The organism is Kribbella sp. NPDC050281, assembly GCF_040655855.1.
Taxonomy (GTDB): domain Bacteria; phylum Actinomycetota; class Actinomycetes; order Propionibacteriales; family Kribbellaceae; genus Kribbella.
This window is the reverse complement of sequence record NZ_JBFAKS010000063.1, coordinates 12,855-36,719: the sequence shown is the minus strand read 5'-3', so window position 1 is coordinate 36,719 and position 23,865 is coordinate 12,855. Positions and strand designations below refer to the sequence as shown.

Below are 23,865 nucleotides of genomic sequence, written 5' to 3'. Positions count from 1 at the left end.
ATGTCACCGGAGCGGTCCTCGATGTAGGACTTGCCGTCGGAGAAGGTGTCCAGCGGCACCAGCCCGCCCTGCTTCTGGAACTGCGAGACCGAGGCGGGCGAGGTGTTGAAGATCAGGCAGGGCGCGTTGCCCGCCGTGATCGCGGCGCCGATGACCTCCTCGGAGCTCTTCCCGGTCGGAATCTCCTGCGCGGTGATCTTCTGGTCCGCGTGGGCCGAGTTCCAGCCCGCGACCATCTGCTTGGCCCAGGCCACTTCCTCGGCGTTGTTCGAGTACCAGACGGAGATCTCGCCGCGCGCCCTGGTCGGTGCGCCCGTGCTGCCACCGTCCCCGCAGGCGGCGACGCCGCCTGCTAGAGCAAGAGCTAACGCGGCAGCGATGGTCGTGCGATTCATGACTCCTCCAGTGGATCAGTGCTGGGATGCCGGTGGACCGCCAGATAGTCAGTGCTGGTGATGCGTCCGATCCACACGGAGGATGCTGGCGCTGAGCAAGCGAGGCTCGCATGCTTGGGAGCAATTGGCGCACAGGTACAAATCGCAGTGCTCGCGGGTTCGCTCGCTGATCTGCCGGAACACCCATTTGGTCTGGGCCTGGGTACCGGGTCCGCAGCGGGCACAGGTTTCCTTGGGATCGAACGTCAGGTCTGTTGTGCTCTGCGGCGATATCGGCCCGGCCGGCATGAGGTCGGGCCAGGGGAAGTGTGCTGCGGTTGTCATGGCACTGCCTTCTATCGGTTTGGTCGGCGTTCTCAGTAGCCGGGTGCGATGGAGGTTTGTGTCGCGGCGCTAGCCGGGCTGGGGTTCGCCAGGGGCGCACCGGCCGGGGAGACGACGGTCCACACGCCGCCGTTCAGGTTGATGCCCTGACCGTTGGTCTGACCCGGGCTGGAGTCGACGACGAAGGTGTACAGGGGGTGTCCGGCGACGGTCAGTTGACGGTGGCCGTCGTCACGGGTGATCGAGCCGACCTTGCCGCTCACGCCGGGCGAGGACGTCGGCAGCGAGTCGGGCGCTGGTACGTAGGGCCAGTTGTCCAAGCAGGCTGCGGCGCACGTCGACGTGTTGTTCTTGTCGTTGGCGAACTGGTAGATGGTGCGGCCTCGGCCGTCAACGAGGATGGTGCCGAGTGCGGTGGTTTGCGCGCTGACCGGATCGCCGGTCGCCGGCGGAACTGGCACCGGCGCCGATCCCGATCCCGATGGACTGCCGCAACTGGCCGCGGTGAACGTCAAGGCGACGGCCGCCAAATACGCCGCTGCGAGCTGGACGCGCCGGCGGTGGATCGTGCCTGACTTCCGATTGGTGAACACTTGTCGCTCCTACCGTGAGCTGGTCGTCAGCTGGTGTGTGCTGACGGATCTAGGCTCGCGGCGATCGGCACCCGTGGGCGCCGGTAGGTCCCCGGGTTCGATCCCGGGTCTGCGTGAAGAGGACACGAACGGACGAGGCGGAGGGCTGCACGCGGCCCGGCAGAGAGGTTGCACCGACCGAGGGACCGTGCCAATCGCCTCGAGAGGCTTGCCAAAACACTGGGCGCACTCCCTACCATCGACCATGGGTCCGTCCAGCGGTCGCCCGCGGTCAGTGCTGCGTGGTCGGCGCAGCGAGTGCGACGTACTGGCCAGGCTGTTGGACGCGGTACCTACAGGGCGGAGCTCCGTGCTGGTGCTGCGCGGCGAGGCGGGCTGCGGCAAGTCGGCTCTGCTTGACTTCATGCTCGAGCGCGCGGCAGGCTTCCGCGTCGCGCGAGTCGTGGGCGTCGAGTCGGAGATGGAGCTCGCTTATGCCGGCCTTCACCAGCTCTGTGCGCCGATGCTCGACCGGGTCGAGACGTTGCCGGCCCCACAACGCGATGCGCTGCGGGTCGCCTTCGGGCTACAAGAGGGCGACGCACCTGATCGCTTCCTCATCGGTCTTGCCGTCCTGACCCTGTTGGCGGGTGCGGCCGAGGAGCAACCGCTCGCTTGCGTGATCGATGACGCACAGTGGCTCGATCGGGCCTCCGTGCAATCTCTGGCCTTCGTGGCACGACGACTGATGGCCGATCCGGTGGCCTTGATATTCGCCGTGCGGGAGCCCAGCGACGAGCTGACCGGCTTGCCGGAGCTCAAGGTTGAGGGCCTCGGCGAGCGCGACTCCCACCTGGTCCTGGCATCGGCGATTCGTGGACCGCTCGACGTACAAGTACGCGACCGCATCGTCGCCGAAACACGGGGCAACCCGTTGGCGCTGTTGCAGCTGCCGCGAGTGCTGACGCCGACCGAGCTGGCAGGCGGATTCGGCCTCCCCAACACGGCGGCTGTGGCGACCTGCGTCGAACAGAGTTTCTATCGACAATTCCAATCGCTTCCGGACGATACGCAACAGCTTCTGCTCACTGCTGCCGCTGAGCCCATCGGCGACATGACACTCTTGCGCCGCGCAGCCGAATTGCAGGGAATCGGAGGCGACGCTGCAGCGCCTGCCGTGGCTGCAGGACTGGTCGAACTCGGCACCCGAGTCCGGTTCCGCCATCCGCTGGTCCGCTCGGCGGTCTACCAGTCGGCGTCCGTGGACGACCGGCAGGCAGTGCACCGTGCCTTGGCAGAAGCAACCGATCTGGTGCTCGATCCCGATCGTCGCGCCTGGCATCTCGCCCGTGCGGCGTCAGGGCCGGATGAGGCAGTGGCCGACGAGCTGGAGCGTTCGGCCGACCGGGCGCGCGCCCGCGGCGGCGCGGTCGCGGCGGCCGCGTTTCTGGAACGCGCGACCGAGCTGACGCCCGATCGCGAGCTCCGTGGAGCGCGTGCACTCGCCGCCGCTCAGGCCAAGCTCCTGGCCGGCGCGCCGGACTCGGCGCAGGCGCTGCTTGCGGCGGCGGAGCTGGCGCCGCTCGGCGGCATCCGGCGGGCCGGACTGGAACGGCTGCGCGCACAGCTGTCGTTCTTGCTCAGACGCGGCAACGACGCTCCATCGCTACTGCTCAACGCCGCCGAACACCTCAAGGCGCTGGACACTCAGTCGGCGCGTGAGACTTACCTCGAAGCGCTTGGAGCGGCGATCTTCGCCGGCCGCCTCAGCAAGATCGGCGGCGGCGTCGCCGACGCCGCCGGCGCAGCCCGCACGGCGCCCCGGGCCCCGCAGCCGGCACGTGCGATCGATCTACTCCTCGACGGTCTCGTGAGAAGGTTTACCGACGGCTACGAGGCAGGGGTGCAGCCGCTCCAGCGAGCGCTGCGCGCATTGTCCGAGGAGGAGGGCCGCAGTCAGGACGACACCCGCTGGCTCTGGCTGGGGTGCCGAATCGCCCCGGATCTGTGGGATGACGAGTCGTGGCATGAGCTGGCCACCCGGCAGCTTCGGCACGCGCGGGATGCGGGCTGGCTGACCGCCCTCCCGATCGCGCTCACCTATCGTGCCGGCGTTGACGTACATGCCGGCGAGTTCGCCTCCGCAGCAGAGCTCATCGACGAGGCCGACGTGATCACGGAGGCAACCGGCAGCCCCCCGTTGATGTACACCTCGCTGGTGCTCTCCGCCTGGCGGGGCCAGGAAGCCCAGGCCACGGCGCTGATCAGGGCCAGCATCGAGGATGCAACAGCCAGGGGTGAAGGAAGGGCGATCGCCTTGGCGGACTACGCCACAGCGGTGCTCTACAACGGTCTCAGCCGCTACCAGGACTCGCTCGCCGCCGCGCAACGGGTCTGTGAACACGATGACCTGGGTCTCTTCGGCTGGGGTCTGATCGAGCTGGTGGAGGCGGCTGTGCGCAGCGATCGACCGGACATCGGCGCTACAGCCCTGCGGCGACTCGAGGAACGAACACGCGCCGCCGGGACGGAGTGGGCGCTCGGAATCGAGGCCCGCTCCCGCGCGACGCTGAGCGACGGCGAAGTCGCCGACGCCCTCTACCAAGAGGCGGTCGAGCGCCTCGCCCGGACCCGGATCACCGTCCACCTCGCCCGTGCTCAACTCCTGTACGGCGAATGGTTGCGTCGCGGGAACCGTCGCGTAGAAGCCCGCCAGCAGCTTTACCTGGCCCACAACACGTTCAGCCGCGCCGGGGCCGATGGATTTGCCGAGCGTGCCCGACGCGAGCTGCTCGCCACTGGCGAGACCCTACGCAGGCGGACAGTCGAGACGCACGAGGAGCTGACCGCACAGGAGGCGCAGATCGCCCGGCTGGCCCGCGACGATCTCACGAATCCCGAGATTGCCGCCCGGCTGTTCATCAGCCCTCGCACCGTCGAATGGCACCTTGGCAAGGTGTTCGCCAAACTTGACATCACCTCCCGCAAACAACTGCGCCGCGCGCTGCCCGACTCGAGCTCTGCCACCTCGTCGGCGTAGCCAGCCTCGCTACTCGACAGGCTTGTCCGGTCGCCGTGATCACCGGACAGCCAGTGCGGCCGTGCCCGGACCGGCCGCCTTCGGTGACCGCCTCGGCGGTGTCGAGACGTCAGGTTTCGCCGCTGGCTTGCTGGCTTCGTTGCGCCGGCCAGCAACTCAGCTGGCGGCTTCTTGCCATGTTTGCGGGTGGTGCTGGACGATTGTTGCCGTTGGCTTCGCGAGGTGGAGTGCGGTGGTGACGAGGCCGGCGTGGCTGAGGGCTTGTGGCGTGTTGCCGAGGTGGCGTCCGGTGATCGGGTCGTACTCCTCGCTGAGCAGGCCGACGTCGTTGCGCAAGGACAGCAGGCGGTCGAACAGCTCGGCGGCCTCATCCGTGCGACCGATTCCGTGAAGCGCGTCGGCAAGCCAGAAGGAGCACGCCAAGAAGGCACCTTCCTCACCGTGGATGCCATCGACGTTGGTGCCCTCGGCGCCAACTGCGTAGCGGAGGACGAGACCGTCGCGTGTGAGGTTTCTTTGGATGGCGTCGACGGTGGCGACCATGCGCGGGTCTGCCCAGGGCAGGAATCCGTAGCGCGGCATGAGAAGGACCGAGGCGTCCAGGCGCGCGGAACCGTATGACTGTGTGAATGCTCGTCGCGACTGGCTGAATCCCCGGGTACAGATTTCCGTGTGGATCGCCTCCCGCAGCTCACGTAGGTCGTTCAGGGATCCACGCGTGTGGTCGTTCTCGAGAACGCAGACGGCTCGGTCCACTCCGACCCAGGCCATCAGCTTGGAGTGGACGAAATGTCGTTGCGGTCCACGGACCTCCCAGATGCCGTTGTCCGGTTCGGCCCAGTTCTGTTCAAGCTGTGTGACCAGACCCCGTTCCAGATCTGCTTCATCTGGACGCGGCGGATCTGCTGCGGCGCGGGTCGCATGCAGAGCGTCGAGGACCTCGCCCCAAACATCGTTCTGTCGTTGGGTTGCCGCCCCGTTGCCGATGCGCACAGGTGTGGAGGCGGCGTGTCCAGGCAGCCAGTCCAGTGTCAGTTCGGGAAGGTGGCGCGTACCGTCGATGGCGTACATGATCTGCGTTCCGGTTGGATCGCCGGCGACCGTGCGCAGTAACCAGTCACGCCAGGCAGAGGCCTCTTCGACGTACCCAGTGGCGAGGAACGCTCGCACGGTGAAGGCCGCGTCGCGCAACCAGCAGAATCGGTAATCCCAGTTGCGCGAACCGCCGATCTGTTCGGGCAGTGACGTGGTTGCCGCGGCCACGATGCCCCCGGTCGGCGCGAAAGTCAGTGCCTTCAGGATGATGAGAGATCGCTTGACTGCGTCTGCCCAAGGACCGGAGTAGGTGCACTTGCTCATCCACTGGAGCCAGTACCTTTCGGTGGCCGCGAGGTTGTCGGCGGCATCGACGGTAGGGACTTCGAGCGGCGGCGAGGGCAAGTGTCCAAGAATGAAGGAAATCTGCTGACCCGCCGAGACCACGAAGTCGCCGGTCAGAGTGTCGTTCGTGGCGGTCAGGGCGACGTCACTTCTCAGCCAGACGGAGTCTGGTCCTGCGGTTCCGACAAAGTGCCCTCCGACGCTGTGGAGGCTTGGCACGACCTTGCCGTAACCCATTCTGGGGGCCAAACACATGTGCATCGGCACCTCGCCCGCCAAGCCTTCCACACTGCGGACCACTTGCGGCCCTGCGCTGGTCGGTGACATGAAGTCAGTGACGCGTACGGCGCCGTCCGGGGTGACCCATTCGGTATCGAGGATCAGCGAGTCGCCACGGTACCGGCGACGCGTGCATCGTCCGCCGCTCTGCGGCGCCAGGATCCATCGGCCGTTCCGGGCATCGCCCAGGAGCGTCGCAAACACTGCCGGCGAGTCGAATCTTGGGAGGCACAGCCAATCGATTGATCCGTCGACGCCGACGAGGGCCGCCGTGCGGAGGTCGCCGATGAGTGCGTAGTCCTCGATCTGCTGTGTCATCATCGGCTCCTCTGCCCGGGGTGGACGACTCTTGCAACAACCGTCGCGGATCAATCGGCCCGTGGCCCCAGGGAGGACCCGGGTCGTTGCCCCGGCAGAGTCCCCGGTCGACAGGGAGAGCAGAGAGCCGGACTATGGGCGACCGTCGGGACCGCTGCGACCACTGCCGGAGGCCGGGCAGGCCGTAGACGCGCGGCCTCGCCTGCTCATCCGAACGAAGCGCCGACACAGTGACTCGCCGCAGCGGGGTCGGAACCACCGTCGAGATTCACAGCGAGCTCCCGAATCGGCACGCCTCGCGGACGTCCTCCCGGCTACCCCGACGCGGCTGCGCCATGACAGATCCCGCCCGCACTGCGCTTGGGCTAGGTCACGGCCATCGCTGGTGCCGTGCAGAGGACTCCCCGGCTGCTTGCCAGTACCTCCTGCGAGTTCAGTCGGCGGCCTGCATGGCGGACGGCTGGTCCAAGGTGGCGTGGACACGGATCTCGACATTTCCCTGCAAGGCTCGCGAGACCGGACAGCTACGCTCGGCCTCATGGGCTGCCCGCTCAAGCGATGCGGCATCCGCTTGGGCGGCAACAGCGTGGACATCTAGCAGACTCGAAACGATCGTCGGGTCGCCGGATGTCTGCAGCGTTACGGTGGCCATGACCCGCAGGAACTCCGGAGGCGTTCCGTATCCCGCAAGTACCGAACCCAGCGCCATGGCGAAGCATCCTGCGTGCGCCGCCGCGATGAGCTCCTCCGGACTCGTCTTGCCTGCCGGCTCACCGAAGCGCGATGCGAGCGTGACGGGCAAGTCCCGAATCGCTCCGCTGCCTCCGGATGTGACCCCGGCGCCCCGTGCGATGCTTCCCGTCCAGTCAACCTGCGCCGTTCGCTGTACTGCTGCCATTGGATGCTCCTTCAATCATCGATGCGGGCCAGGACCCATGGCTGCGGATCCAGGCACCCTGTCTTTCAGTGCAACCGCTCCCCCGGGCGACATCGCGATCGGGCTACTGCGGTGCGGTAGTAGGCACTAGTCCGCCCGTAGGCCTGTAACGGATCAGGGCCCGGTCGATTTGCCTGACTCAACTGTCATGCCGCGCAGATCCCGATCGCGCCCGGGACACCCCGGGCATACCCCCGGGATGTGGCCGGCTACACCGGAGAGAGCAGCAGCCTCCCGCCCCGGAGAGCATGCCAATCGTCGCGATCGGTGTCCCACGCAACGAAATACCGGCGGCAGCCGCCGTGGACGAGCTGGTGCGACCCTGTGGGGAGGATGGCCGACGTACCGTTGTCCCGGTAGGCGAAGCGGCGCACAACCTCGACGACTTCCCGGTCAATGTCAAACGGAGTCGACTGAGCAGTATCTGCGGCTGCGCCTGGTCGACGAGTTCGGTGCGTCCACGACCAGGCCGCGCCGCCTCAAGACCCTGCCGCAACCTGTCCATCGCGACCTCCACCACGGCTGACCGATCCCAGCACTGTCCTCAGCGTCGGCGAGACGACGAACGGCGCTGGCGTTGATCAGCAGGACCCGGACCTATGACCCGTTCCTCGCGAACACCCGGGGCGAGCTCTGCACGATTCACATCCGACGACGTCGCCGATGAAAACCAGTGGTCAAACCAGTAGGCACCCGTACCTGGCAGGGCTTCGAATTCCTGATTGCGCAGAAGTGCCGCAACCGAGTCCGCCAGATTGCCCCATCCCTGGATCGCTCTCAGTGGCAAACCAACTGTAACCATCAGGCCCGGCCGTCCGATGTAGCCACTGTTCGGGGATGTCGGTCACCATGTTCTCGCGGTGCGATGGAACACGGGCAGGCCGAGTGAGTGCGGCAAGGCTTGGGGTAGGTTCGCTCGTCATGACGAGGGTGTTCTGGGAGGACGGCCACGCACTCGCCGTCCGGATCTCCTCGGCGCTACACCGCGTCGCGTCCGCGTCGGCCGGGCCTGTCCTCGTCGTTGCCCACGGCGCCAACATCCGCGTCGCGTTACCGCATCTGACGAGAACACCCGGCCCCGGCGCCGACATGGGAACAGCAAACCGCAGCTCAACTCGAGATCGACCCCGCATCCATCCACCTGGAGCTTTGGCCAGCCGGCTGAGGCTCCGCCCACAGCAGACTCTTCTTCCGCGATCCTGTCGCGTTGCTGGGTCAGCGGTAAGGGATGCTTTCCTGTTCGAGGATTGCGACGAAGGCGTTCGTGGCCTGCTGGAACAGGTCGATGCCGCTGAAGCCTCCGGCTGGGCCGGCTTTGCTGAGGTGGGGTTCCATCGAGAAGAAGCCGTCGAAGCCGTCCTCCTTCAGCGCGCGCATCGTCTCGACGACGCCGCCGTCGCCGGCACCCGCCACTACTACGCGCTGGTCGGCCAGCAGGGCGTCCTTGATCTGCACGTACTCCAGATGTGGGCGCAACAGGTCGAACGCTTCCGGGAAGGGAGAGATCCCGCACTGGACGAAGTTCGCCGCATCCCAGGCGATCTTCAGATTCGGCGAGCCGACGGACTCGATGATGTCGAGGCAGCGTTCCGGCAGATCGCCGTAGATCTTCTTCTCGTTCTCGTGCAACAGGACCACGTCCCGCCCCGCGGCCCGCTCGGCGAGCGTCGACAGCCGCCGCAGTACCTCGTCACGGTGCTGCTTGGGTTCGTCGCCGTCTGGATAGTAGAAGGAGAAGATCCGGATGTACGGCGCCTCGAGCACCTCCGCCACCTGCAGGGCCCGGTCGAACCGGCGCAGGTGCTCGTCGAAATCGTCGGCGACCGAGATCTTGCCGATCGGCGAGCCGATCGAGGAGGTCTGGATGGCGCTGTCCCGCAACTGTGCGGCCACGGCGGCCAGTTGTTCGTCGTCCAGGTCGAGCACATTCGTGTTCCAGGCGCTGCGGACCTCGATGTGGGCGATGCCCAGGCCGTTGAGCACCTCACACTGCACCGACAGCTCGGGTGAGATCTCGTCGGCGAAACCGGAGAGTGTCCACATGTCAGTGTCCGCTCAGCGCGACCGGCGCTTCGGCTTTGGAGGATTCGTAGACGGACAGGATGAACTCCAGCGCCCGGCGACCGTCCTGCCCTGAGCTCAACAGCGGCGTACCCGACTTGATGGCACTGATCAGATCCACCATCTGGCGGCGATGACCCTCGTGCTTGATCGCGGTGGGATCGGAAGCGGCCGAGGTCGCCGCGACGCCCTCGGACGAGGTCGACTTACGGTTGCCATAGGCCCCGGTCTCCCCCTTCTCGTCCTTGAGCTCCTTCATCACGATGGTCCCGTCGTCGATTGCTACGGAGCCCTCCGTACCGCAGATCTCCAGTCGCTCCGGAAGCCCCGGGTACATCGTGGTGCTCGCATGCACCGTGCCGACGGCACCGCTGACGAAGCGCACGAGCGCCGCCGCATCGTCCTCGACCTCGATGTCGTGCGCGAGGGTGTTGGCCTGGGCGACCAGGCTCTTGGCCGGGCCCATCAGCCACAGCAGCAGGTCGACGTAGTGCACGCCCTGATTCATCAGGCTGCCGCCGCCGTCGAGCTTCCAGGTGCCTCGCCAGTCGGCGCCGTCGTAGTAGCCCTGCGTGCGGTACCACTTGGTCGACGCCGTCCCAACCACGAGTCGGCCGAGCCGTCCCGAATCGATCAGGCCACGCACTTCCTGCAGCCCGTCGTCGAAGCGGTGCTGGGAGATCACGCTGAGCTGGACGCCGGCGTCAGCACAGGCGGTGATGAGCCTGTCCGCCATCTCCAGCGTGACGTCGATGGGCTTCTCCACGAGCACGTGCTTGCCCGCCTGCGCCGCCGCGATACCGATCTCGGCATGCAGGCCGCTCGGTGTGGTGACGCAGATGACGTGGATGTCGTCGCGGGCGAGCATCTCGTCGAGGGTCGCGAAACTTTCCACGCCGAACTCCTCGGCGAGAGCGTCGGCGCGCTCGCCGATCACGTCGTTCACGCCGATCAGCTTCGCCTCGGGAATCTCGCTCAGCGCGTTGGCGTGCCAGCGGCTGATCACGCCGCAGCCGACGATGCCGAAACCGAGAATGTCGTCACTCATACCTGGGGGCCTTTCGCTGGTTCGGTTTTCAGGATCTCGATGTTGCGGAAGCTCTCCGCGAAAGCAACGCCGATCTTCGCACCCGCCGCGCGCAGCGCCGGCCCGGGCCGGTCGTCGAAGCTCCAGGCAGGCTTGCCGGTCTTGCCACCGAGCTGACTCGTGTGGCACTTGATCGCGCGGGCCTTGAGTTCTACCACGTCCGTAACGTCGATGATCCGGTCGGCGTCGCCGTTGGCCGGGATCCAGACGTCGTTGACCCGGTGCGGCTCGAGGCCCTCATCGAGCAGGTCCGTGTAGGCGCGCGGGCTGCTGGCTTCCGGGTACGTCGCAATGAGCGTCGCCTCCGCGGCCGCCATGTGATCCGCGTGGGACAGCGAGATCGGCATGTCCAGGACGCGGAACGGCGCCATCGTGAGGATGAGCTGTGGCTTGTAGCGCCGGATCTCGCGGACGATGTCGTGGCGGAGATCCTCGGTCACTTCCAGCGTGCCGTTCTTCCGCCCCAGGTACCTGACCTCCTTGACGCCGAGCACGTCCGCGGCGGCCCGCTGCTCCGCCGCGCGGATCGCGGTCAGCTCAGCGTCGGTCATGGACGGATCCGTGCCGCCGCGGCTGCCGTCCGTGCAGCACACGTAGTTCACCTCCGCTCCGCGCCGGGTCAGCGCGGCGACGGTGCCGCCGAACTGGAACTCGGCGTCGTCGGGATGGGCGAAGACGGCGAGGACTCGCTGGTAATCCTTGAAATACATCGGTCTCCTCGAGAGTGCGTCGGCCGGGGATGGACCCGGCGGGGTTCAGACCTGCGGGCTGGGAGCCGGTTCGGACGGCGTGATCTCGATGCTGCGAAAACTCTCGGCGAAGGCGACGCCGATCTTGGCACCCGCCGCCCGCATCCTCGTGCCCATCCGGGCCTCGAAGGTCCAGGCCGGTTTGCCCGTCTTGGCGCCGGCCTGGCTCTTGTGGCACAACCAGGCCCGCGCCTTCATCTCGACCGTGTCCGTGACGTCGATGATGCGGTCGGCCCCGTTCACCGCGGGGATCCAGACGTCGTTCACGCTGTGCGGCCCGAACCCCTCGTCCAGCAACTCGGGATAGGCACGCGGACTGTCGGCCTCGGGATACACCGCGATGAGCGTGGCCTCGGCCGAGTTCATGTGATCGGCGTGCGACAGCCCGATGGGCGCGTCGAGCACACGGAACGGCGAGAGCGTCAGAATCAGGTCAGGCCTGTGCCTGCGGATCTCCCGGACGATGTCCCGGCGCAGGTCTGCGGTGACCTCCAGGGTGCCGTTCTTCCGGCCGAGATACGTCACCTCCTTGACGCCGAGCAGATCGGCGGCAGCCCGCTGCTCCGCCGCACGGATCGCGGTCAGCTCGGCGTCCGTCATCGCCGGGTCGGTGCCGCCCCGGCTGCCGTCCGTACAGCACACGTAGTTGACCTCCGCGCCCTGCTGGACCAGCCGGGCGATCGTGCCGCCGAACTGCCCCTCGGCATCGTCGGGATGGGCGAAGACCACCAGGACGTTCCGGTAATCCTTGAAGTACATGTCACCTCACTTGATGCCGGTCGTGGCGATGCCCTCGACCAGCAGTTTCTGGAACACGAGGAAGAACCCGATGACGGGCAGCAGCGCAAGACTCGACATCGCCAACAGGCCGGCGTAGTTCGAGGTCGCGGTGTTGTCGATGAACGATCTCAGCGCCAGCGGCACGGTGAACTTCGACGTGTCGGACAGATAGAGCAGCTGACTGAAGAAGTCGTTGTACGTGAAGATGAAGGTGAAGATGGCCGTGGTCGCAAGTGCCGGCAGGCACAGCGGCATCATGATCCGCCAGTACAGTCCCAGCGGTCCGCAGCCATCCAGTGCCGCCGCCTCGTCGAGCTCTCGGGGCACGTTCCGCATGAACTGGATCATCAAGAAGATGAAGAACGCGTCGACGGCCAGGAACTTCGGCACCACCAGCGGCAGGATCGTGTCGACCATCCCCATCGTGCGGAAGAGCACGAACTGCGGTACGACGAGTACGTGGAAAGGCAGGATGATCGTGCCCATCATGATCGCGAACATCTTGCCCTTGAACCGGAACTCGAGCCGGGCGAAGGCGAAAGCCGCGAGCGAGCACGACAGCAGGTTCCCCACGATGCACAGCGCGCAGATGACGAACGAGTTGAGGAAGTAGCGCCAGAAGGGAAAGCCCAACGCCGACCAGCCGGAAATATAGCCCTTGAGGTTCGCGCCGTGACCGGGGAAGGGATTCGCAGTGCCGAGGATCTGGCTCTCAGGCTTGAACGACGATCCGAACATCCACAGCAGGGGGTAGATCATCAGGACGGCGCCGAGGACCAGCACCGCGTGTTTGGCGATCCGGCGCCACAGCGGCTTCCTGTTCTTCGCCCGGGGCCGGATCCGGACCCGGCCCACGTCGATGCTGCTCGTCGTCATCTCGCATCTCCGTAGAAGACCCAGTACTTGGCGGTGAAGAACAACAGCCCGGTGATGGCGCCGACCACGACCAGGAGCACCCAGGCCATCGCGGAGGCGTATCCCATCTGGAGGTTCCCGAAGCCCTGGATGTAGAGGTAGAGGGTGTAGAACAGCGTGCTGTCGACGGGTCCGCCGGTGCCGCTGCTGATGATGAAGGAGGGTGTGAAGGCCTGGAACGATCCGATCATCTGCAGCACGAGGTTGAAGAAGAGGATCGGGGTCAGCAGCGGGAGCGTCACGTTCCAGAACTTCCGTACCGGCCCGGCGCCGTCGACGGCCGCCGAGTCGTACAGATCCTGGGGCATCTGGCGCAGGCCCGCCAGGAAGATCAGCATGGGCGAGCCGAACTGCCAGGCTTCCAGGACGATGAGCGTGTTCAGCGAGGTGGCCGGGCTGGTCAGCCATCCCTGAATCTCGATCCCGAACAGTGCCAGGAACGACTGGAAGATGCCTGGATCACCGAAGATCTGACGCCAGAGGATCGCGATCGCCACGCTGCCACCGAGCAGCGAGGGCACGTAGTAGATCGCCCGGTAGACCGACATGTGCCGCAGGCCGTCTTTGAGCAGGAGCGCGATCAGCAGGGCGATCCCGAGCTTGATCGGCACCCCGATGAACACGTACTTCACCGTGACGATGACCGAAGCCCAGTAGCGCTTGTCGTGGAACATGTCGCTGTAGTTCTTCAGGCCGACCCAGTGCGGGCTGGCCAGCAGGCTGTAGTCGGTGAAGGAGAAGTACAGCGAGGCGATGATCGGCCCGAGCGTGAGGCACACGCAGCCGATGATCCAGGGGGTCAGGAACAGGTACCCAGCCGTGCCCTTCTTACCTCTCCTGCTCTTCTTGCTCATCGCCGCGCCCGCCGGCGGGCGAGCCAGGTCGGAGGGGCCCGGGGCCGGCACCTCGACCTGCTCGCTCGCTCCGCGGACCAGCGAACTACTCACCGGCGGCGGCCTTGATCTCGCTGAAGTACTGTGCGCCGGCCTGCTCCGGGGACAGCTTCTTGGCCAGCACCGCCTCGGCGGCCCGGGTCAGGCTGTCCTGGACCTTGCTGCCGATGCTCGGCGGCGAGGCGGGCTGCGAGGCCGGGGAGATCGTGTAGGAGTCCATGAATCCGAGCATGGTCTTGATCGCCCCCGTCGCGCCCTGACTCACGGTGTCGAGCTGCTTCTGCGAGGCCGGGATGGCCCGATCCAGGCCGAGCTCCTTGAACGCCCCCGGATCGGTGAACCAGAGATTGAGGAATTCCTTGGCGGCCTGCGGATTCTTCGTCTTCGAGGAGATGCCCCAGCCGAAGAAGGCATTGACCTCACCGCGTCCCGCCGGGCCGCTCGGACAGGGCGCCAGGCCCAGCGGGACCTTGTTGACCTTCTGGTAGCCCTGGAACTGCACGATGGGGCTCATCGAGATCACGGACTTGCCGGTGGTGAGCGGATCGACAGCCGCGCCGCCGTTGGACACGTAGGTCTGGCTCTCCGCACCGGGGGCGATGGCGCCGCGGTCGCGTAGACCGCTCCAGTACTGAAACCAGGCCACGGCATCGCCCTCGTCGTGAGCCAGCTTGCCGTCCTTCGAGAAGAGCCCCTTGCCACGGCTGGTCAGCCACGACGACCAGGTGTTCGACTCGGCGCTGTTGTCACTCATGCCGTACATGCCACCGCCGAGCTTCTTGGCGAGCTCGACGCCGAAGTCACCCCACGTGTTCCAGTCGGCCGGATCCTTCGGAACGCTCAGCCCGCTCTTCTTCACGAGCTCGGTGTTGTACATGACGGTCAGGTACTGGTACCCGAAGTTGATGCCGTAGAGCTTGCCGTCGATCTTGCCGGTCTCCAGGGACGCCTTGGCGTAGTCCCCCAGATCGACATCGCCGAGATCGAGCAGCAAGCCGTTCTTGACGTAGGCAGCGAGGTTCGGCAGGTTCAGCTGGATGATGTCGGGCAGGCTGTTCGACGCGGCCAGCGTGTTGAGCTTGTTGAAGTAGTCACCGAACGGCAGGAACTGCCCTTTCGCGGTGTTTCCGGGGTACTTCGTCCCGTACAGCTTGAGGATCGAATTGGTGATCGCCGCCCGGTCGTCGGCGCCCCACCAGATGACCTCGAGATTCGCCGCGCCCTTGGCGTCGCCACCGGCCGAACCTCCGGAACAGGCGGTGAGGGCGGCGGCGGACAGCGAAGCCAGGCCGGCGGCCGCTAAGAAGTTGCGCCTCGTGATCATGTTCATTCCTTCCAGGACTGGACGGTCCGGCGACCTTGCCGGATGCAGGCATCCGGTGAGCTGACGTTGGTGCGAGGTTCTGGCGAGCTGGAATCCCTGACCACGAGTTCCGTTGCGAGCCGGACCTCACGCATCGACTGCCCCGCGATGGCGTCGACGAGCATTTCCAGGGCGCGTTCCGCGGCTTCCTTCACCGGAAGCCGGATGGTGGTGAGCGGAGGATTGAGCAGTGTTGCGAACATCTGGTCGTCGATCCCGACCACGGCCAGATCACGGGGAACGGACAGCCCCCGGCGCTGGGACGTACGGATCACGACAGCCGCCACCGAATCGTCGGAGGCGATGATCGCCGTCGGCGCGGGGTCGAGATCGAGAAGCTCGCTGGTGGCCCGCTCCCAGGTCAGCGGGTCGGCGGTGTAGTCCGCGAGGCGGACACAGTCCTCCTGGTACGGCAGGCCGACCTTCTTGAGCCCCCGGCGGTAACCCGCGGCACGCTCGCGAGTGCTGTCACGGGACCTGGGACCACGCAGGAACGCGATCCGCCGGTGCCCCAGATCGTGGAGATGCTCGACGGCGCCGGCGACGCCGGCCCGATCGTTCCAGGTGACCCGGCCGAACTCCGGGCCGGGACGCCGTCGGTTGACGACGACGGCGAGGATCCCGGCGGCGGGCAGATCAGTCAGATGCGTGTTGTCCACGGCCTCGGAGTTGGCGATGAAGATGATCCCGTCCACGCCCTTCGTACGCAGCACCGTGACCACCTCGGCCTCGTCCCTGGAACCGCGGGCGTGGCAGACGATCAGGTTGTAACCCGCCGCGCGGGCAGCCGTTTCGAGCGCACCGACAGCGCTGAAGAACAGCGCCGTCTCGATCTCGGCGACGACGAGCCCGATGGTCGCGGTGCGTCCGGTGACCAGCCCGCGGGCGATGCTGCTGGGGCGGTAGCGCAGCGTCGAGATGACGCCGCGGACCCGTTCGAGGGTTTCCGCCGACATCCGCAGAGTGCGACCGTTCAGGACGTTCGACACCGTACTCACGGAGACCTCGCTCATCTCGGCGATCTGCCGGATCGTCACTCGATCAGAGCTCATCGCCGACCTCCTGGTAGAACGTTTTAGTAAAACGCTCCATCAAGCCAACCGAACAAAGAATGGACAACACGAGGGAATGGCCGCGGAGATTTCGGCGGATCCCTTGTCGCCGATTCTCTGCACGCGCACGACTGACACTCTCCCGCAGAGTCGTGAAGGATTTCCTCGCGCCGGCCCGGGAGACGTCCGCCCTGTACAGATCGTTCGGTCATTAGAGCATGCAACCGCTTGCAGGTCAACGACTTCCCGACCGCTCAGACGGTCGCACCGCCTGAGCCGTTCAGCACCGGCGCAGCAGCGGACGGGCTCGGAGCCGCGTCCACGCGGCTTGACCTGCAAGCGGTTGCAGCCCAAGCTATGCAGCATGACAACGCCAACGATCGAGCCTTGGGTGCGCATATTCTCCGATCCCGTCGCGACAGGGCGAGCGGCCGCAGCCGATATCGCGGCCGAGCTGCGCCGGGTCATCTCCCGCAAGGGAGAAGCACGAGTGATCTTCGCCTCCGCACCGAGCCAGGCAGAGACCATCAATGCATTACTGGCCGAACCGGATGTCAATTGGTCCGCCGTGACGGCATTCCATATGGACGAATACATAGGGCTCGATGCCGACGATCCGGCCGGATTCGGCAATTGGCTCAAGAAGGCGTTGTGGAATCGGGTGCCACTGGGCACCGCACATGTGCTCGACCCGACCGGCGGGGCGGCCGCCGAAGCCCGTCGCTACGCGGAGCTGCTAGCGGCGGCACCCATCGACATCGTCTGCCTGGGCATCGGCGTCAACGGCCATATCGCCTTCAACGACCCGCCCGTCGCGGACTTCGACGACCCGCAGGCCGTGAAGGTTGTCGAGCTGGACGAGATCTGCCGGCAACAGCAGGTCGACGACGAATGCTTCGACTCCTTCGACGACGTACCCACACGCGCGTTGACGCTCAGCGTTCCCCGGCTGCTCGACGCGGCCCGACTGTTCTGTGTCGTGTCGAAGGAAAGCAAAGCCGAGGCCGTGCGGGCCACTCTGCTCGATCCACTGGGCGAGCACTGCCCGAGCACGATCCTCCGCACCCACCCGGGTTGCACCCTCTATCTGGACGCGGACGCCGCGAGCCGGCTGCGCGCGACCCTGGGCGCCTGACCTTCCCGAGCTGCGTGAGAGGTGCCGTGATGTCGATAGAGTGCACGCGGGGGCGAGTGCCGATCGCGCCGGTGCCCGAGAGCAGAAGGAAGCCGACCCATGACGAAGGTCACCATCTACTCGATCGCCGACGCCCTCGGGGTGTCGGGGTCCACGGTGTCCCGGGCCTTCACCCGTCCGGATCAGGTGCGAGACGACGTACGGGCGCGCATCCTCGCCAAGGCCGATGAGCTGGGTTATCAGCCGAACAAGTCGGCACGCCGCCTGGCCACCGGCCGTACGGGCGCCATCGGGCTGTTCATCCCCGACATCACCAATCCTTTCTTCCCGCCACTGGTCCGCGCGATCCAGCAGGCGGCGGCGGACAACGACGCCTCGGTGATCATGGTGGACGCGGGAGAGAGCACCTCCGCCGAGGCCGCGCTCATCCGGCGGCTGGCAGGGCAGGTGGACGGCGTGATCGTGGCGTCGCCGCGCGGCACCCCGGCCCGGCTGCGCGACGCGCTCGGCTCCACCCCGGCGATCGTGGTGAACCGGGAGATGATGCATTCGACCACGGTGATCTGTGACAACTCGGCGGCGCTCGCGCAGGCCGGCGACCATCTTCGCGACCTGAACCATGAGACGGTCGCCCTCCTGCACGGTCCATCGGCGTCCTGGGCGGCCCGGCAGCGTGCCTCCGCGATCAGGAAGTGGGCTGCCTCAGCCGATGTCGAGCTCATCGAGCTCGGGCCTTTCGAGGCCTCGTACGAAGGAGGCAGGCAGGGCGCCGCTGCCTTCGCCGACTCCCCCGCGACGGCGGCCTTCGCCTTCGACGACCTGACCGCCTGCGGCGTCGTCGCGGGACTTGCGGAACGGGGACTCTCCGTGCCGGGCGATCGGTCCATCGTCGGCTGCGACGACGTACTGCTGGCCAGGGTTCTCACGCCGAAGCTCAGCACCGTGAGCGCGCCGATCGGGAGGCTCGGCGCGGCCGCGGTGGATCTGCTGGGAGAGGTGATGGCGGGGAAGCAGCCGGACTCGCTCCGGATCCAAGGGGACTTCACTCCGCGCCAGTCGTCGGGACCGGCCCCGACGACCTGAGTCAGACGACGTCCGCGGTGAGTTCGGCGAGCTCGTGGTCGAAGCGGGGTTGCGCCTCGGTGAAGGGCATGTGGCCGATGCCTTCGTACCAAGACGGTCTGGCGGCCTTGCAGACGTTGAGGACGTGTTCGCCCATCGAGGGGAGCACGATGGTGTCGGACCGTCCGTGGGTCACCAGCACAGGCACGGAGAGCGTGGTCAGTACGTCGTCGCTGTCGATCTCGCGCGAGATCAACGCCCCCCTGACCTCGGGAGGAACGACCATGTTCCAGGCCAGGGCCGCGCTCCAGTCGTCCGGCTCGAGCGGCTCGGCGGTGCAGACGCCGAGAAAGCGTCGTACGGCGGCGATGTTCGTGGCCAGGTCGGGCATGCTCGCGTCCGGAGCGTTCTCGAGGAAACCGGGACCGATGTGGTCGAAGGTGGGCGGCTTCAACATGACGGCGGCCCCGACCAGGTTGATGGCACCGATCCGGTCCTCGCCGTACACCCGGATGTAGTCGGAGACGATGAACCCGCCGTACGACCAGGCGACCAGCACCGGCCGGTCCAGGCCCAACTGATCGATCACCGCGGCGAGGTCGTCCGCCCACAACTGCGGGTCGCGATAACTGTCCGCGCCCAACGGCTTCTCGGACATGCCGTGACCCCGGTTGTCGAACGCCACCAGACGAAAGTCATCGGCGAGCCGGCCCTGCATCTGGTGCGCCCAGCACATGTGACTGGCCGACCAGCCGTGAATGAAGAGAACTGCACGCCCTTGGCGGTTTCCCCACTCCCGGGCGTGCAGCCTGACGCCTCCCCCGCCGCGGACGTCGTACGCCGCTGTCGGCTCGGCGAGAACCGCCGATGCCCGGTCAGAACTGACCATGTGCTCCATCGAATGCCTCCTTCGAAGTGCCCGGGACCCGGGCGCTTGCCCTGATACCTGTGAAGGTAGGCAGCCGCACAAGTCGCTCGCATCGGAGCCAGCACGCAATGCCGCGGCGGCGGGCTGGCGGCCAACACGCAGCAGCAGCCCCGATCAGGGACGCTGCGTCTCGGAGAACCTGGCCGCCGCGGCCGCGCGTCCCGCCTTGCCCGAGACACGCAGCTTGATGTACGTGTTCGTCAGATGACGCTCGACAGTCCGGACGCTGAGGCTCAGCCTGTCGGCAATCACCTCGTTCGTCAGTCCGGCCGCGACGAGCGCGAGCACGTCCAGCTCCCGCGGGCTGAGCTCATCGATTCCGGCCCCGGGCCGCGCAGTGGCCGGTTCCGTCCCGAGGAAGGCACGCAACTCCGCGACGAAGTTCGCCCACGCGGGCTCATCCGACAGCAGGATGTGGTTCGCCGACTCCAGGAGGAGCAGCTGCGCTCCGGGGAGCAAGGTGGCGAGCAGCCGTCCCTCGTCCACCGGCACAACTCGGTCGCCCGCTGCGTGTACGACCAGTGTCCTTGTCCGCACCTGCGCCGCGAGCTCCACCACGTTGATGCGGCCGCGCGCATCGTAGAGACGTACCGCGGTCGCGGCCGAGGAGGAGTGTCGCTGCAAGTCGTCGTACCACCCCATCTGCTCGGCCGTGCCGGCTGGGAGGAACAGCATGCTGAAGAGGTGCCGGAACGTCGGATCGGGATCGGTCCAGCCGACGGAGATCGCGGCGACCAGCGCCTCCTGCAGGCGGCGCTCGCCCACACCCCGAAGTGTCCGGCCGCGCGCGTATCCCCCGTAGAGGACCAGATGCGTGAGCCGCTCGGGATGACGAGCCGCGTACGCGATCGCGACCGCCGCACCGGCCGAGACGCCGAGCAGCGCGAACCGGTCGAGGCCGGCCGCATCGACCACGGCTTCGAGGTCGGCCACCCAGGCCTCGAACGAGATGTCGTCGACGTCGCGATCCGAGAGCCCGCAGCCGCGCTCGTCGTACCGGACCAGGGTGTGACCGTCCCCGAGAGCGTCGAGCCAATGGCGACACACCGGGCTCTCCCATTCGAACTCCAGATGGCTCATCCACGTCGCCACCCTGACGATCGGCGGGCCGTCACCATGGACGGCGTACGCCAGCTTCACCGCATCCGGCGCCGCACAGTAGCCGACCTTCTGTCGCATCTCCCGATCGTAGCGAGAGCAGACCCGCATCATCAGCTGCAGACGAGGCGGGAGGTGGCGCGGCTGCCGAACAATGGGCACGGGCTGGGAGCACCATCGCTGGGAGGGCCACGTGACGACAGAGCCTCACGCGTCCGGAGTGGAGCGCGAGCGGATGGCAGGTGACCGGAGCGATTGGTATCTGTGGGGTCCATACCTCAGCGAGCGTCAGTGGGGCACGGTGCGCGAGGACTACAGCGCCGACGGCGAGGCATGGGACTACCTCTCGCACGACCGCGCCCGCGCCACGGCGTACCGGTGGGGCGAGGACGGACTGGCCGGGTTCAGCGACATCGAGCAACGGCTGTGCATGGGGCTGGCGTTGTGGAACGGGCGCGACCCGATCCTCAAGGAGCGGCCGTTCGGCTTGACCGGCGCGGAGGCGAACCACGGCGAGGACGTCAAGGACTACTGGTGGTACCTCGACGCCGTACCGAGCCATGCCTGGAACCGCTGGCGTTACCACTACCCGCAGCGCGCGTTCCCGTACGAAGACCTGCGCGCCGAGAACGGCAGGCGCGGCAAGCACGATCCGGAGTACGAGCTCCTCGACACCGGCGCGTTCGACGAGGATCGGTACTGGATCGTCGAGGTGCGGTACGCCAAGGCGAGCCCGACCGACCTGTTGATGTCGATCCAGGTCACGAACGCCGGACCGGACCCGGAAACACTCCACGTCCTGCCGACGGCCTGGTTCCGCAACACCTGGTCGTGGAGCCCGGGTGCGCAACGACCCGAGCTCGCCGCGACCGGAGAATCGAGCGTCCGCGTCTCGCATGCATCCCTGGGCGAGCTGGAACTACTGGCCGCACCGGGGCCGGACGGGACCGCACCGACTCTGCTGTTCTGTGAGAACGAGACCAACATCCAGCGCTTGTACGGCGTTGCCGGGTCGACGCCGTACCCGAAGGACGGCATCAACGACCACGTCGTCACCGGTGCGCCCACCGTCGATCCCGCTCAGCGCGGCACCAAGTGTGCGGCCTGGTATCGCGTCGACCTCGCGCCGGGTTCGACCGCGGAGCTGCGGCTACGACTGCGTCCGGCAGGATCAGGCACCGACTCGGCGACCGCGCTCGGATCGGAGTACGAGCAGGTCGTCAGGTCCCGCCTGGCGGAGGCTGACGAGTTCTACGCCGATCTCACCCCGGCGGCCGCCTCGCCCGACGAGGCGATGGTGATGCGGCAGGCCTTCGCCGGACTGCTGTGGAGCAAGCAGCTCTACTACTACGACGTTGCCCGCTGGCTGGACGGCGACCCGGGACAGCCGGTGCCGCCGGCTTCGCGGCACACCGCGCGCAACCACCGATGGCGCACCTTCAGCGCCTTCGACGTGATGTCGATGCCGGACAAGTGGGAGTACCCCTGGTTCGCCTCCTGGGACCTCGCGTTCCACTGCATCGCGCTGGCCCACGTCGATCCCGAGTTCGCCAAGAATCAGCTGCTGCTGGTGTGCCGCGAGTGGTTCCAGCATCCGAACGGCGCCCTCCCGGCGTACGAGTGGGACTTCAGCGACGTGAACCCGCCGGTCCAGGCGTTCGCGGCGCTCGAGGTGTTCGCCATCGACGGTGGGCGCGATCTCGACTTCCTCAGCCGGATCTTCGACAAGCTGCTGGTCAACTTCACCTGGTGGGTCAACCGGGAGGACGCCGACGGGTCGAACCTGTTCGAGGGCGGGTTCCTCGGGCTGGACAACATCGGCCCGCTCGACCGTTCGCATCTGCCGGTCGGCGGGGTGCTCGAACAGGCCGACGCCACCGGCTGGATGGCGGCGTACGCGCTGGCGATGACGACGATCGCGGCGATCCTGAACCGGACCGGGCACCGGCCCGCGCGCGACCTGGTCCACAAGTTCCTCGAGCACTTCGCCGCGATTCGCACCGCGATGGCGCAGCAGGGGATGTGGGACGAGACCGACGGCCTGTTCTACGACCGGATCGCCACCCCGGGCGGCGTCGTACCGGTGAAGGTGCACTCGATGGTCGGCATCATCCCGATGCTGGCGGTGGCCGTGATCGACGACCAGCTGATCGAGCGAGCTGTTGCCCCGGGCAAGCAGTTCGCCGAGTTCCTCGAGCGCCAGGGCCTGCGCGACCGCGAGAGTCTGGCGGACGCCGGCGTACTGCGGGGCGACGCCGGGCAGCAGCGGCTGCTGATGGGAGCCGTCGGGGTCGAGCAGGTACTGCGCATGTTCGGCAAGCTGTTCGACCCCGACGAGTTCTTGTCGCCCCACGGACTGCGCTCGATCTCCGCGTACCACCGCGACCACCCGTACACCCTCGAAGTGGAGGGGATGCGCGCCACGGTGGACTACGAACCGGCCGAGTCGACCACGGACATGTTCGGCGGCAACTCGAACTGGCGCGGGCCCGTGTGGTTCCCGCTGAACTTCCTCGCGACCACCGCCCTGCAGCGTTACCACCGCTTCTTCGGCGATGACCTGAAGGTCGAATACCCCACCGGATCGGGCGAACTGCTCGCTCTCGACGCCATCGCCGACGACCTGTTCGCCCGGTTGGTGTCGATCTTCCTCGTCGGCCCGGACGGCCGGCGGCCATGCTTCGGCGGGGTCGACCGCCTGCAGAGCGACCCGAACTGGAAGGACAACCTGATGTTCCACGAGTACTTCCACGGCGACAACGCCGCCGGTCTGGGCGCCGCGCATCAGACCGGCTGGACCGGGATCGTGGCCGACCTGATCCGGCGCAGGCACGGGTCGGTGCAGTCCATCGGCGATGTCCTCCGCACGATGGGCAGCGACCGCTGAAGGGCGGGCCGTTTCGGCCCGCCCTCAAGCCTGAGGTTCGTCGGTCAGTTGTGGTGGTGGTCCAGTTGGCTCCTGATCTCACCGCCCGGGAACAGGCTGCTGTGCACATTGACGTACGTCGTACCGTTCCGGATCGCCTTGACCAGGTCGTCGAACTGGCCGGCGGTCAGGCTCTGGGCCGCCGGACCGATGACGTCGGCCGGCCCGATCGTGCCCGTGACGGTCGCCGGTGCCGCGGGGCATGCTTGGGTCCCGGCGGGGCCGTTGCCCAGGTTGGTGCACAGGAACACGCTGATCCCGCCGCTCTGCGCCTTACCGCCGAAGTGGATGTGCGCCTGCTGGACCGCGCCCTCCAACGTGGTGTAGCTGAGGCGATAGGTGATCGTTTTGGCCCGGTCGTTGATCTGGGCCTGGAACCGTCCGCTGCCGTTCGTCGAGATCGGAGCCGGGTCCTCCTCGTAGCCGGTCAACTGCTCGCGGATCGTGTTCGGCGTGCTGCCCGCGTCTTCGCGTCCCGCCGTCGCCACACTGCCTGTCGCCGTGGCCGCCAGCCCGATCGCGAAGGCCGCAGCCACCCAACGTGCTCGTCTTGCCACCATGTGCTCCCTCC

19 protein-coding genes are annotated in these 23,865 nt (G+C 67.0%); 4 read left to right on the top strand and 15 right to left on the bottom strand.

Features of this window, described 5'->3' with window-relative positions; all coding sequences use genetic code 11:
• Positions 1–395, bottom strand: a 395-nt coding sequence (locus tag AB0I34_RS41425; RefSeq protein ID WP_360457247.1) for an extracellular solute-binding protein, incomplete at its 3' end; no start/stop codon positions are given.
• A gap of 356 nt (positions 396–751) precedes the next feature.
• Positions 752–1,312, bottom strand: coding sequence for a hypothetical protein (locus tag AB0I34_RS41420; RefSeq protein ID WP_360457244.1), 561 nt, complete (start codon positions 1,310–1,312; stop codon positions 752–754).
• Positions 1,313–1,556: 244 nt separating this feature from the next.
• Here AB0I34_RS41420 and AB0I34_RS41415 point away from each other — a divergent pair, with 244 nt between their 5' ends.
• The gene (locus tag AB0I34_RS41415; RefSeq protein ID WP_360457250.1) at positions 1,557–4,331 is read left to right on the top strand and encodes an AAA family ATPase; all 2,775 of its coding nucleotides are present in this window, start codon (positions 1,557–1,559) and stop codon (positions 4,329–4,331) included.
• A gap of 156 nt (positions 4,332–4,487) precedes the next feature.
• Here AB0I34_RS41415 and AB0I34_RS41410 read toward each other — a convergent pair whose 3' ends face one another.
• The 10 genes from AB0I34_RS41410 to AB0I34_RS41365 all read right to left on the bottom strand — a co-directional run bounded on the left by AB0I34_RS41410 (position 4,488) and on the right by AB0I34_RS41365 (position 16,145).
• A complete protein-coding gene (locus AB0I34_RS41410) occupies positions 4,488–6,308 on the bottom strand; it encodes a glycoside hydrolase family 15 protein (RefSeq protein ID WP_360457242.1) in 1,821 nt (606 codons plus the stop codon).
• 433 nt (positions 6,309–6,741) lie between these two features.
• The gene (locus tag AB0I34_RS41405; protein WP_360457239.1) at positions 6,742–7,206 is read right to left on the bottom strand and encodes an OsmC family peroxiredoxin; all 465 of its coding nucleotides are present in this window, start codon (positions 7,204–7,206) and stop codon (positions 6,742–6,744) included.
• Positions 7,207–8,460: 1,254 nt separating this feature from the next.
• Positions 8,461–9,288: a sugar phosphate isomerase/epimerase family protein gene (locus AB0I34_RS41400; protein WP_360457236.1), complete on the bottom strand. Its 828-nt coding sequence runs from the start codon at positions 9,286–9,288 to the stop codon at positions 8,461–8,463.
• 1 nt (position 9,289) lies between these two features.
• Positions 9,290–10,354, bottom strand: a complete 1,065-nt coding sequence (locus AB0I34_RS41395; protein WP_360457234.1) for a Gfo/Idh/MocA family oxidoreductase — start codon at positions 10,352–10,354, stop codon at positions 9,290–9,292.
• Positions 10,351–11,103 (bottom strand): PIG-L deacetylase family protein, encoded by a 753-nt coding sequence (locus AB0I34_RS41390; RefSeq protein ID WP_360457231.1) that lies wholly within the window; start codon positions 11,101–11,103, stop codon positions 10,351–10,353. Before AB0I34_RS41390 ends, AB0I34_RS41395 begins: the two co-directional genes overlap by 4 nt.
• Positions 11,104–11,148: 45 nt before the next feature.
• Positions 11,149–11,901, bottom strand: a complete 753-nt coding sequence (locus AB0I34_RS41385) for a PIG-L deacetylase family protein (RefSeq protein ID WP_360457228.1) — start codon at positions 11,899–11,901, stop codon at positions 11,149–11,151.
• Between the two features lie 6 nt (positions 11,902–11,907).
• A complete protein-coding gene (locus AB0I34_RS41380; RefSeq protein WP_360457225.1) occupies positions 11,908–12,798 on the bottom strand; it encodes a carbohydrate ABC transporter permease in 891 nt (296 codons plus the stop codon).
• The gene (locus tag AB0I34_RS41375) at positions 12,795–13,784 is read right to left on the bottom strand and encodes a sugar ABC transporter permease (RefSeq protein ID WP_360457222.1); all 990 of its coding nucleotides are present in this window, start codon (positions 13,782–13,784) and stop codon (positions 12,795–12,797) included. Before AB0I34_RS41375 ends, AB0I34_RS41380 begins: the two co-directional genes overlap by 4 nt.
• Positions 13,777–15,054: an extracellular solute-binding protein gene (locus AB0I34_RS41370; protein ID WP_360457219.1), complete on the bottom strand. Its 1,278-nt coding sequence runs from the start codon at positions 15,052–15,054 to the stop codon at positions 13,777–13,779. Before AB0I34_RS41370 ends, AB0I34_RS41375 begins: the two co-directional genes overlap by 8 nt.
• A gap of 2 nt (positions 15,055–15,056) precedes the next feature.
• A complete protein-coding gene (locus AB0I34_RS41365; RefSeq protein WP_360457216.1) occupies positions 15,057–16,145 on the bottom strand; it encodes a LacI family DNA-binding transcriptional regulator in 1,089 nt (362 codons plus the stop codon).
• Between the two features lie 364 nt (positions 16,146–16,509).
• Here AB0I34_RS41365 and AB0I34_RS41360 point away from each other — a divergent pair, with 364 nt between their 5' ends.
• Positions 16,510–17,280: a 6-phosphogluconolactonase gene (locus AB0I34_RS41360; protein WP_360457213.1), complete on the top strand. Its 771-nt coding sequence runs from the start codon at positions 16,510–16,512 to the stop codon at positions 17,278–17,280.
• A 99-nt stretch (positions 17,281–17,379) separates the two neighbouring features.
• Complete coding sequence (locus AB0I34_RS41355) at positions 17,380–18,363, top strand: LacI family DNA-binding transcriptional regulator (RefSeq protein WP_360457210.1); 984 nt, start codon at positions 17,380–17,382, stop codon at positions 18,361–18,363.
• 1 nt (position 18,364) lies between these two features.
• Here the strand turns inward: AB0I34_RS41355 and AB0I34_RS41350 are convergent, their stop codons facing one another.
• The gene (locus AB0I34_RS41350; protein WP_360457207.1) at positions 18,365–19,240 is read right to left on the bottom strand and encodes an alpha/beta hydrolase; all 876 of its coding nucleotides are present in this window, start codon (positions 19,238–19,240) and stop codon (positions 18,365–18,367) included.
• A 144-nt stretch (positions 19,241–19,384) separates the two neighbouring features.
• The gene (locus tag AB0I34_RS41345) at positions 19,385–20,449 is read right to left on the bottom strand and encodes an alpha/beta fold hydrolase (RefSeq protein WP_360457204.1); all 1,065 of its coding nucleotides are present in this window, start codon (positions 20,447–20,449) and stop codon (positions 19,385–19,387) included.
• A 112-nt stretch (positions 20,450–20,561) separates the two neighbouring features.
• Between AB0I34_RS41345 and AB0I34_RS41340 the strand changes: the two genes are divergently transcribed.
• The gene (locus tag AB0I34_RS41340) at positions 20,562–23,255 is read left to right on the top strand and encodes a hypothetical protein (RefSeq protein WP_360457201.1); all 2,694 of its coding nucleotides are present in this window, start codon (positions 20,562–20,564) and stop codon (positions 23,253–23,255) included.
• 44 nt (positions 23,256–23,299) lie between these two features.
• On the opposite strand, the gene AB0I34_RS41335 is transcribed toward AB0I34_RS41340, so the two are convergent.
• Complete coding sequence (locus tag AB0I34_RS41335; RefSeq protein ID WP_360457198.1) at positions 23,300–23,854, bottom strand: CHRD domain-containing protein; 555 nt, start codon at positions 23,852–23,854, stop codon at positions 23,300–23,302.
• Positions 23,855–23,865: the final 11 nt, after the last annotated feature.